This window comes from Pseudomonas sp. FP2196 (genome assembly GCF_030687715.1).
GTDB lineage: Bacteria > Pseudomonadota > Gammaproteobacteria > Pseudomonadales > Pseudomonadaceae > Aquipseudomonas.
In genome coordinates, this window is record NZ_CP117445.1 from 5,510,892 (window position 1) to 5,520,114 (window position 9,223).

Genomic DNA, 9,223 nt, shown 5'->3' on the forward strand with positions numbered 1-9,223 from the left:
TGTTCAAGCATCAACCGCTTTTTGGGTCGACTTGAAGACACGAATTTTTTTACCGTCTTCTACTTTGAAACCAACGCGGTCAGCCTTGTTGGTTTCGCCATTGAAGATGGCGACGTTAGAAGCGTGCAGTGGCGCTTCTTTCTCGACGATACCGCCTTGTACGCCCGACATCGGGTTAGGCTTGGTATGACGCTTGACCAGGTTCAGACCACCAACAACCAGACGGTTGTCAGCAAGAACCTTCAGCACCTTACCGCGCTTACCTTTGTCTTTGCCGGCGATCACGATGATCTCGTCGTCACGACGAATCTTTTGCATGTCGGATCTCCTTACAGCACTTCTGGGGCGAGCGAGACGATCTTCATGAACTTCTCAGTACGAAGTTCACGGGTCACTGGCCCAAAGATACGGGTGCCGATCGGCTCTTGCTTGTTGTTCAGAAGAACAGCAGCGTTGCCATCAAAGCGGATAATGGAGCCATCAGCACGACGTACGCCGTGACGAGTGCGGACTACAACAGCAGTCATCACTTGGCCTTTTTTCACTTTACCGCGAGGAATTGCTTCCTTGACGGTAACTTTGATGATGTCACCGATACCAGCGTAACGACGATGGGAGCCACCCAGCACCTTGATGCACATAACACGGCGAGCGCCGCTGTTATCGGCCACATCGAGCATGGATTGAGTCTGAATCATATAATTTCTCCGACCCCTAGCCCTTAGACTTCCACAGCGCGTTCGAGAACATCAACCAGCGCCCAAGACTTGGTCTTGGCCATCGGACGAGTTTCACGAATAGTGACTTTGTCGCCGATGTGGCACTGATTGGTTTCGTCGTGCGCGTGCAGCTTAGTCGAACGCTTAACGTATTTACCGTAGATCGGGTGCTTAACGCGACGCTCGATCAGAACGGTGATGGTTTTGTCCATCTTGTCGCTGACAACACGGCCAGTCAGCGTACGGACAGTTTTTTCGGCTTCAGCCATGATTACTTACCTGCCTGCTGGTTGAGCACAGTCTTCACGCGAGCGATGTCACGCTTAACTTGCGAGAGCAGATGAGACTGCCCCAACTGGCCAGTTGCTTTCTGCATACGCAGATTGAACTGGTCGCGCAGCAAGCCGAGCAGTTGCTCGTTCAGCTGCTGTGCGGATTTTTCACGAAGTTCATTCGCTTTCATCACATCACCGTCCGTTTAACAAAGGAGGTGGCGAGCGGCAGCTTTGCAGCAGCCAGGGCGAAAGCCTCACGCGCCAGCTCTTCAGAAACACCCTCGATTTCATACAGGACTTTGCCTGGCTGAATCTGGGCAACCCAGTACTCCACGTTACCCTTACCTTTACCCATACGAACCTCGAGAGGTTTTTTGGAGATCGGCTTGTCCGGGAATACACGGATCCAGATCTTGCCGCCACGTTTTACGTGACGGGTCAGAGCACGACGCGCTGACTCGATCTGACGAGCGGTGAGACGACCACGAGCAACAGACTTCAGCGCGAACTCGCCGAAGCTGACTTTGCTACCGCGCAGTGCCAGACCACGGTTGTGGCCGGTCATCTGCTTGCGGAACTTCGTACGCTTTGGTTGCAACATTTGGCGTACCCCTTACTTAGCAGCTTTTTTACGAGGCGCTGGTGCTTGTGGCTTCAGCTCTTCTTGGCGACCACCAATTACTTCGCCTTTGAAGATCCAAACCTTTACACCGATCACACCGTAGGTGGTGTGAGCTTCGTAGTTGGCATAGTCGATGTCGGCACGCAGGGTGTGCAATGGCACACGACCTTCGCGATACCATTCAGTACGTGCGATTTCAGCACCGCCGAGACGACCGCTCACTTGGATTTTGATGCCTTTGGCACCAATGCGCATGGCGTTCTGTACTGCGCGCTTCATAGCGCGACGGAACATTACACGACGCTCCAGCTGCTGAGCTACGCTCTGCGCAACCAGCATACCGTCGAGCTCCGGCTTGCGGATCTCTTCGATATTGATGTGCACAGGCACACCCATTTGCTTGGTCAGGTCCTGACGCAGTTTCTCAACATCTTCACCTTTCTTCCCGATAACGATACCTGGACGAGCGGTGTGGATGGTGATGCGTGCAGTTTGGGCCGGACGATGGATATCGATACGGCTTACGGACGCGCTTTTTAGTTTGTCTTGGAGATACTCACGCACTTTCAGATCTGCGAACAAGTAGTCCGCATAAGTCCGACCGTCTGCGTACCAGACGGAGGTGTGCTCCTTGACGATTCCCAGGCGAATGCCAATGGGATGTACTTTCTGACCCATCTCTTCGACTCCGTTACTTGTCAGCAACCTTGACAGTGATATGGCAAGACCGCTTGACGATGCGATCAGCACGGCCTTTGGCACGTGGCATGATGCGCTTCAGCGAACGCCCTTCGTTGACGAATACGGTGCTGACCTTAAGGTCATCAACGTCTGCGCCTTCGTTATGCTCGGCGTTGGCTACGGCCGACTCCAGCACTTTCTTCATGATCTCGGCGGCTTTCTTACTGCTGAAAGCCAACAGGTTGAGCGCTTCGCCCACCTTCTTCCCGCGGATCTGGTCGGCGACCAAGCGGGCTTTCTGGGCGGAGATTCGAGCGCCCGACAACTTAGCGGCTACTTCCATTTCCTTACCCCTTAACGCTTGGCTTTCTTGTCAGCCACGTGCCCGCGATAGTTGCGGGTACCGGCGAACTCGCCCAGTTTGTGGCCGACCATGTCTTCGTTAACGAGAACTGGGACGTGCTGACGACCGTTGTGTACTGCGATGGTCAGACCGACCATTTGTGGCAGGATCATGGAACGACGCGACCAGGTTTTAATTGGTTTGCGATCGTTCTTTTCCGCCGCCACTTCGATCTTCTTCAGTAGGTGAAGATCAATAAAAGGACCTTTTTTCAGAGAACGTGGCACTGTCGTATCCCTCTATTTACTTGCGACGACGGACGATCATTTTGTCGGTACGCTTATTACCACGAGTCTTCGCGCCCTTAGTCGGGAAGCCCCATGGCGATACCGGATGACGACCACCAGAGGTACGACCTTCACCACCACCATGTGGGTGGTCAACCGGGTTCATGGCAACACCACGAACGGTTGGGCGAACGCCACGCCAGCGTTTGGCACCAGCTTTACCCAGCGAACGCAGGCTGTGCTCGGAGTTCGAGACTTCACCCAGGGTCGCACGGCATTCAGCCAGGACTTTACGCATTTCACCGGAACGCAGACGCAGGGTCACGTAGACACCTTCACGAGCGATCAGCTGAGCCGAAGCACCAGCGGAACGTGCGATCTGTGCACCTTTACCTGGCTTCAGTTCGATGCCGTGTACGGTAGAACCGACTGGAATGTTGCGCAGTTGCAGAGCGTTACCTGGCTTGATTGGAGCCAGAGCGCCTGCGATCAGCTGGTCGCCAGCACTCACGCCTTTAGGGGCGATGATGTAGCGGCGCTCGCCGTCTGCGTAGCAGAGCAGTGCGATGTGAGCAGTACGGTTTGGATCGTATTCGATACGCTCGACAGTGGCGACGATGCCATCTTTGTCGTTGCGACGGAAATCGACCATACGATAATGCTGCTTATGACCACCACCGATGTGACGAGTGGTAATACGGCCATTGTTGTTACGACCACCAGTCTTCGATTTTTTCTCGAGCAGCGGTGCGTGAGGAGCGCCTTTATGCAGCTCCTGGTTGACCACCTTGACCACAAAACGGCGGCCAGGGGAAGTCGGTTTGCATTTAACGATTGCCATGATGCACCCCTTCCTTACTCAGCACTGCTGCTGAAATCGAGATCTTGGCCTGGCTGAAGGGAGATAACTGCCTTCTTCCAGTCATTACGCTTGCCCAGACCGCGAGCAGTGCGCTTGCTCTTACCCAGAACATTCAGGGTAGTGACGCGCTCTACTTTCACGCTGAACAGGCTTTCGACGGCCTTCTTGATTTCCAGCTTGGTTGCGTCAGTAGCAACCTTGAAAACGAACTGGCCTTTCTTGTCTGCCAGAACCGTAGCCTTCTCGGAAACGTGCGGGCCAAGCAGAACTTTAAATACGCGTTCCTGGTTCATCCCAGCAGCTCCTCGAATTTCTTCACGGCCGACACGGTGATCAACACCTTGTCGTATGCGATCAGACTAACTGGATCGGAACCTTGAACGTCACGTACATCTACGTGCGGCAGGTTACGAGCAGCCAGGTACAGGTTCTGATCAACAGCGTCCGACACGATGAGAACATCGGTCAGGCTCATGTTGTTCAGCTTGCCCAGCAGATCTTTGGTTTTCGGAGTTTCAACTGCGAAATCCTGAACCACGACCAGACGATCAGTACGCACCAGCTCAGCAAGGATGGAACGCATTGCTGCGCGATACATCTTCTTGTTCAGCTTCTGGGAGTGATCCTGAGGACGAGCTGCGAAAGTGGTACCGCCGCCACGCCAGATTGGGCTACGGATAGTACCGGCACGAGCACGGCCAGTACCTTTCTGACGCCATGGGCGCTTACCGCCACCACGAACGTCGGAACGGGTCTTTTGCTGCTTGCTACCTTGACGGCCGCCAGCCATGTAGGCCACGACTGCTTGGTGAACCAGCGTCTCGTTGAATTCGCCGCCAAATGTCAGTTCGGAAACTTCGATCGCTTGAGCGTCATTTACATTTAATTGCATGTCAGCTTCCCCTTAACCGCGAGCCTTGGCTGCTGGACGTACAACCAGGTTGCCGCCAGTAGCGCCAGGAACAGCGCCCTTGACCAACAACAGATTGCGTTCAGCGTCCACGCGCACTACTTCCAGGGACTGCACGGTCACGCGCTCAGCGCCCATATGACCGGACATTTTTTTGCCCTTGAATACACGACCAGGAGTCTGGCACTGGCCGATAGAGCCTGGGACGCGGTGGGATACGGAGTTACCGTGGGTGTTATCTTGCCCGCGGAAATTCCAACGCTTGATCGTACCCTGGAAGCCTTTACCTTTGGACTGACCGGTTACATCAACCAGTTGACCAGCGGCGAAGATTTCAGCGTTGATCAGATCGCCAGCCTGGTACTCGCCTTCTTCAAGACGGAATTCCATGGTGGTGCGACCAGCGGCAACGTTCGCTTTAGCGAAGTGGCCAGCTTGAGCTGCTGTTACACGCGAAGCACGACGCTCGCCGACAGTGACTTGCACTGCACGATAGCCATCGGTCTCTTCAGTTTTGAACTGGGTGACGCGATTCGGCTCGATCTCAATGACCGTGACCGGAATGGAGACACCTTCTTCGGTGAAAATACGGGTCATACCGCATTTACGACCGACTACACCAATAGTCATGTTGTAAACCTCATGAGTGTACGGGGCTTTCACCCGCTATGGCCGCCCATTTCAGAGCGTTACACGACTAAGACCGAGTCTTAGCCGAGGCTGATCTGCACTTCCACACCGGCCGCAAGATCAAGCTTCATAAGTGCATCAACGGTTTTATCCGTTGGCTGGACGATGTCCAGAACGCGCTTATGAGTGCGGATTTCGTACTGGTCACGCGCGTCTTTGTTGACGTGCGGGGAAACCAGAACGGTGAACCGCTCTTTACGGGTAGGCAGTGGAATTGGACCACGCACTTGAGCACCAGTACGTTTCGCGGTTTCCACGATTTCCTGGGTTGATTGGTCGATCAGGCGATGGTCAAAAGCCTTCAACCTGATACGGATTTGCTGATTTTGCATTGGATTTCAGACTCCGGCTGCTATTCCCACCGGGCGCAATACGCCCGTTAAAAGGAGGCGCAATTCTATAGACGCCCCAGATAGGTGTCAACCCAATAAAAAAGCCCCCGCTGAGCGGGGGCTTTTTCAATTCATCAAGCAGACTCTATAAAAGAGATTACTCGATGATTTTGGCTACGACGCCAGCGCCGACGGTACGACCGCCTTCACGGATAGCGAAACGCAGACCGTCTTCCATCGCGATGGTTTTGATCAGGGTAACAGTCATCTGAATGTTGTCACCCGGCATTACCATTTCAACGCCTTCTGGCAGTTCGCAGTTACCAGTCACGTCAGTAGTACGGAAGTAGAACTGTGGACGGTAGCCTTTGAAGAACGGAGTATGACGGCCGCCTTCTTCCTTGCTCAGAACGTAAACTTCTGCGGTGAACTTGGTGTGCGGCTTAACCGAACCCGGCTTAACCAGAACCTGACCACGCTCAACGTCGTCACGCTTGGTACCACGCAGCAGAACGCCGCAGTTCTCGCCAGCACGACCTTCGTCGAGCAGCTTGCGGAACATTTCAACGCCGGTGCAGGTGGTAACAGTAGTGTCACGCAGACCAACGATTTCCAGCGGATCCTGAACGCGAACGATACCGCGCTCGATACGACCAGTCACAACAGTACCGCGACCCGAGATCGAGAATACGTCTTCGATTGGCATCAGGAATGGCTTGTCGATCATACGAACTGGCTCTGGAATGTAGGTATCCAGAGTTTCAACCAGTTTACGAACGGCAGTGGTGCCCATTTCGTTGTCGTCTTTGCCTTCCAGAGCCATACGGGCCGAACCGATGATGATCGGAGTGTCGTCGCCTGGGAAGTCATAGGTGGACAGCAGGTCGCGAACTTCCATCTCAACCAGTTCCAGCAGCTCAGCGTCGTCTACCAGGTCAGCCTTGTTCAGGAAGACCACGATGTACGGAACGCCTACCTGACGGGACAGCAGGATGTGCTCACGGGTTTGTGGCATCGGACCATCAGCGGCCGAGCAAACCAGGATCGCGCCGTCCATCTGGGCAGCACCGGTGATCATGTTCTTCACGTAGTCAGCGTGACCTGGGCAGTCAACGTGAGCGTAGTGACGAATAGTCGAGTTGTACTCAACGTGAGCGGTGTTGATGGTGATACCGCGAGCTTTTTCTTCTGGTGCGCTGTCGATCTTGTCGAAGTCAACGATTGCGGAACCGAAAACTTCGGAGCAAACGCGAGTCAGAGCAGCAGTCAGAGTGGTTTTACCGTGGTCAACGTGACCAATGGTGCCAACGTTGACGTGTGGTAGGGAACGATCAAATTTTTCTTTAGCCACGACAATTAACTCCTAGCCTAAAGGGGCTGAATCAGCCTTGTTTTTTGGTAACAGACTCGACGATGTGCGACGGGGCTGTATCGTATTTTTTGAATTCCATAGAGTAGCTTGCGCGACCCTGAGACATGGAACGAACGTCGGTCGCGTAACCGAACATCTCACCCAGCGGAACCTCGGCACGAATTACTTTGCCGGACACTGTGTCTTCCATACCCTGGATCATGCCGCGACGACGGTTAAGGTCGCCCATCACATCACCCATATAGTCTTCAGGCGTAACAACCTCTACCGCCATGATCGGCTCGAGCAACTCACCACCACCCTTCTGGGCCAGTTGCTTGGTCGCCATGGAAGCAGCCACTTTAAACGCCATCTCGTTGGAGTCGACGTCGTGGTAAGAACCATCGAACACGGTAGCCTTCAGGCCGATCAGCGGATAGCCGGCAACAACGCCGTTCTTCATCTGCTCTTCGATACCCTTCTGGATAGCCGGGATGTATTCCTTAGGAACCACACCACCTACTACTTCGTTCACGAATTGCAGACCTTCCTGACCTTCATCAGCAGGAGCAAAACGGATCCAGCAGTGACCAAACTGGCCACGACCGCCGGACTGACGAACGAACTTGCCTTCGATTTCACAGTTCTTCGTGATGCGCTCACGATACGAAACCTGAGGCTTGCCGATGTTGGCTTCGACGTTGAACTCACGGCGCATCCGGTCAACCAGGATGTCCAGGTGCAGCTCGCCCATGCCGGAGATGATCGTTTGACCAGTCTCTTCATCAGTTTTAACGCGGAAAGACGGGTCTTCCTGAGCAAGCTTGCCCAGAGCGATACCCATTTTTTCCTGGTCATCCTTGGTCTTAGGCTCTACGGCAACCGAAATAACCGGCTCCGGGAAGTCCATACGCACCAGGATGATTGGCTTGTCAGCGTTGCAGAGGGTTTCACCAGTGGTGACGTCCTTCATGCCGATCAGGGCCGCGATGTCGCCAGCGCGTACTTCCTTGATCTCTTCACGGGCGTTTGCGTGCATTTGCACCATACGACCCACGCGCTCTTTCTTGCCTTTAACCGAGTTGATAACGCCGTCGCCGGAGTTCAACACGCCCGAGTACACGCGGACGAAGGTCAAAGTACCCACGAATGGGTCGGTAGCGATCTTGAACGCCAGAGCCGCGAAAGGCTCGTTGTCGTCTGCATGACGCTCCATCTCTTCTTCCTCGTTATCAGGGTTGGAACCCTTGATAGCAGGAATATCAGTTGGCGCAGGCAGGTAGTCGATAACGGCGTCGAGAACCAGGGGTACACCCTTGTTCTTGAAAGAAGAACCGCAAACAGCCAGAACGATTTCGCCGGCGATAGTACGCTGACGCAAAGCAGCTTTGATCTCTTCGATCGACAGCTCTTCGCCTTCCAGGTACTTGTTCATCAGCTCTTCGTTGGCTTCAGCAGCAGCTTCAACCATGTTGTTGCGCCACTCTTCAGCCAGCTCTTGCAGCTCGGCAGGAATGTCCTTGCGAACAGGGACCATACCTTTGTCAGAGTCGTTCCAGTAGACAGCTTGCATGTTGATCAGATCAATCTGACCCTGGAAGTTATCTTCGGAACCGATGGCCAACTGAATCGGCACCGGAGTGTGACCCAGACGCTGCTTGATCTGACCGATCACGCGCAGGAAGTTGGCGCCAGCACGGTCCATCTTGTTTACATAAACAAGACGTGGAACGCCGTATTTGTTGGCTTGACGCCATACGGTTTCCGACTGAGGCTCAACACCCGAAGTACCGCAGAACACAACAACAGCGCCGTCGAGTACGCGCAGGGAACGCTCAACTTCAATGGTGAAGTCCACGTGGCCCGGGGTATCGATTACGTTGAAACGGTGCTCGTGCGAGTACTGCTTCTCGGAACCCTTCCAGAAGGCGGTGATGGCAGCAGAAGTAATGGTAATACCACGCTCCTGCTCCTGCACCATCCAGTCTGTGGTCGCGGCGCCATCATGCACCTCGCCCATTTTGTGACTTTTGCCAGTGTAAAAAAGGACGCGCTCGGTGGTGGTGGTTTTACCAGCATCCACGTGAGCGACGATACCGATGTTACGGTAGCGACTAATCGGAGTAGTACGAGCCATAAAGCCCTCGCAAA

The 9,223-nt window shown here is 54.2% G+C and carries 15 protein-coding genes; all 15 read right to left on the minus strand.

Annotation, left to right across the window (positions count from 1 at the left end; all coding sequences use genetic code 11):
- Positions 1-3: 3 nt before the first annotated feature.
- The 15 genes from rplX to fusA all read right to left on the minus strand — a co-directional run bounded on the left by rplX (position 4) and on the right by fusA (position 9,209).
- Entirely contained in the window at positions 4-318 is a 315-nt protein-coding gene (gene rplX / locus PSH79_RS24720) for a 50S ribosomal protein L24 (protein ID WP_003186046.1), read from the minus strand.
- Positions 319-329: 11 nt separating this feature from the next.
- Entirely contained in the window at positions 330-698 is a 369-nt protein-coding gene (gene rplN / locus PSH79_RS24725; protein ID WP_002555479.1) for a 50S ribosomal protein L14, read from the minus strand.
- Between the two features lie 23 nt (positions 699-721).
- Positions 722-988 carry a 30S ribosomal protein S17 gene (gene rpsQ / locus PSH79_RS24730; protein ID WP_003194644.1) on the minus strand — a complete coding sequence of 89 codons (267 nt, stop codon included), beginning with the start codon at positions 986-988 and terminating at the stop codon, positions 722-724.
- Positions 989-990: 2 nt separating this feature from the next.
- Positions 991-1,182 (minus strand): 50S ribosomal protein L29, encoded by a 192-nt coding sequence (gene rpmC, locus PSH79_RS24735; RefSeq protein WP_002555481.1) that lies wholly within the window; start codon positions 1,180-1,182, stop codon positions 991-993.
- Positions 1,182-1,595 (minus strand): 50S ribosomal protein L16, encoded by a 414-nt coding sequence (gene rplP, locus PSH79_RS24740; RefSeq protein WP_003228729.1) that lies wholly within the window; start codon positions 1,593-1,595, stop codon positions 1,182-1,184. The genes rpmC and rplP overlap by 1 nt, the downstream gene beginning before the upstream one ends.
- A gap of 12 nt (positions 1,596-1,607) precedes the next feature.
- The gene (gene rpsC / locus PSH79_RS24745; protein WP_003176422.1) at positions 1,608-2,294 is read right to left on the minus strand and encodes a 30S ribosomal protein S3; all 687 of its coding nucleotides are present in this window, start codon (positions 2,292-2,294) and stop codon (positions 1,608-1,610) included.
- Positions 2,295-2,307: 13 nt separating this feature from the next.
- Entirely contained in the window at positions 2,308-2,640 is a 333-nt protein-coding gene (gene rplV / locus PSH79_RS24750) for a 50S ribosomal protein L22 (protein WP_003103908.1), read from the minus strand.
- 11 nt (positions 2,641-2,651) lie between these two features.
- Positions 2,652-2,927 (minus strand): 30S ribosomal protein S19, encoded by a 276-nt coding sequence (gene rpsS, locus PSH79_RS24755; protein WP_011336172.1) that lies wholly within the window; start codon positions 2,925-2,927, stop codon positions 2,652-2,654.
- A gap of 16 nt (positions 2,928-2,943) precedes the next feature.
- The gene (rplB, locus tag PSH79_RS24760) at positions 2,944-3,768 is read right to left on the minus strand and encodes a 50S ribosomal protein L2 (protein ID WP_003228734.1); all 825 of its coding nucleotides are present in this window, start codon (positions 3,766-3,768) and stop codon (positions 2,944-2,946) included.
- Positions 3,769-3,782: 14 nt separating this feature from the next.
- Positions 3,783-4,082 carry a 50S ribosomal protein L23 gene (gene rplW, locus PSH79_RS24765; RefSeq protein WP_002555488.1) on the minus strand — a complete coding sequence of 100 codons (300 nt, stop codon included), beginning with the start codon at positions 4,080-4,082 and terminating at the stop codon, positions 3,783-3,785.
- Entirely contained in the window at positions 4,079-4,681 is a 603-nt protein-coding gene (gene rplD, locus PSH79_RS24770; RefSeq protein ID WP_003228735.1) for a 50S ribosomal protein L4, read from the minus strand. The genes rplW and rplD overlap by 4 nt, the downstream gene beginning before the upstream one ends.
- A gap of 12 nt (positions 4,682-4,693) precedes the next feature.
- Entirely contained in the window at positions 4,694-5,329 is a 636-nt protein-coding gene (gene rplC, locus PSH79_RS24775; RefSeq protein WP_003228738.1) for a 50S ribosomal protein L3, read from the minus strand.
- Positions 5,330-5,409: 80 nt separating this feature from the next.
- On the minus strand, positions 5,410-5,721 hold the full coding sequence (rpsJ, locus tag PSH79_RS24780; RefSeq protein ID WP_003186070.1) for a 30S ribosomal protein S10: 312 nt from the start codon (positions 5,719-5,721) through the stop codon (positions 5,410-5,412).
- A 157-nt stretch (positions 5,722-5,878) separates the two neighbouring features.
- Complete coding sequence (tuf, locus tag PSH79_RS24785) at positions 5,879-7,072, minus strand: elongation factor Tu (RefSeq protein ID WP_095188538.1); 1,194 nt, start codon at positions 7,070-7,072, stop codon at positions 5,879-5,881.
- A 31-nt stretch (positions 7,073-7,103) separates the two neighbouring features.
- Positions 7,104-9,209 carry an elongation factor G gene (gene fusA / locus PSH79_RS24790; RefSeq protein WP_016772942.1) on the minus strand — a complete coding sequence of 702 codons (2,106 nt, stop codon included), beginning with the start codon at positions 9,207-9,209 and terminating at the stop codon, positions 7,104-7,106.
- Between the last annotated feature and the right edge of the window lie 14 nt (positions 9,210-9,223).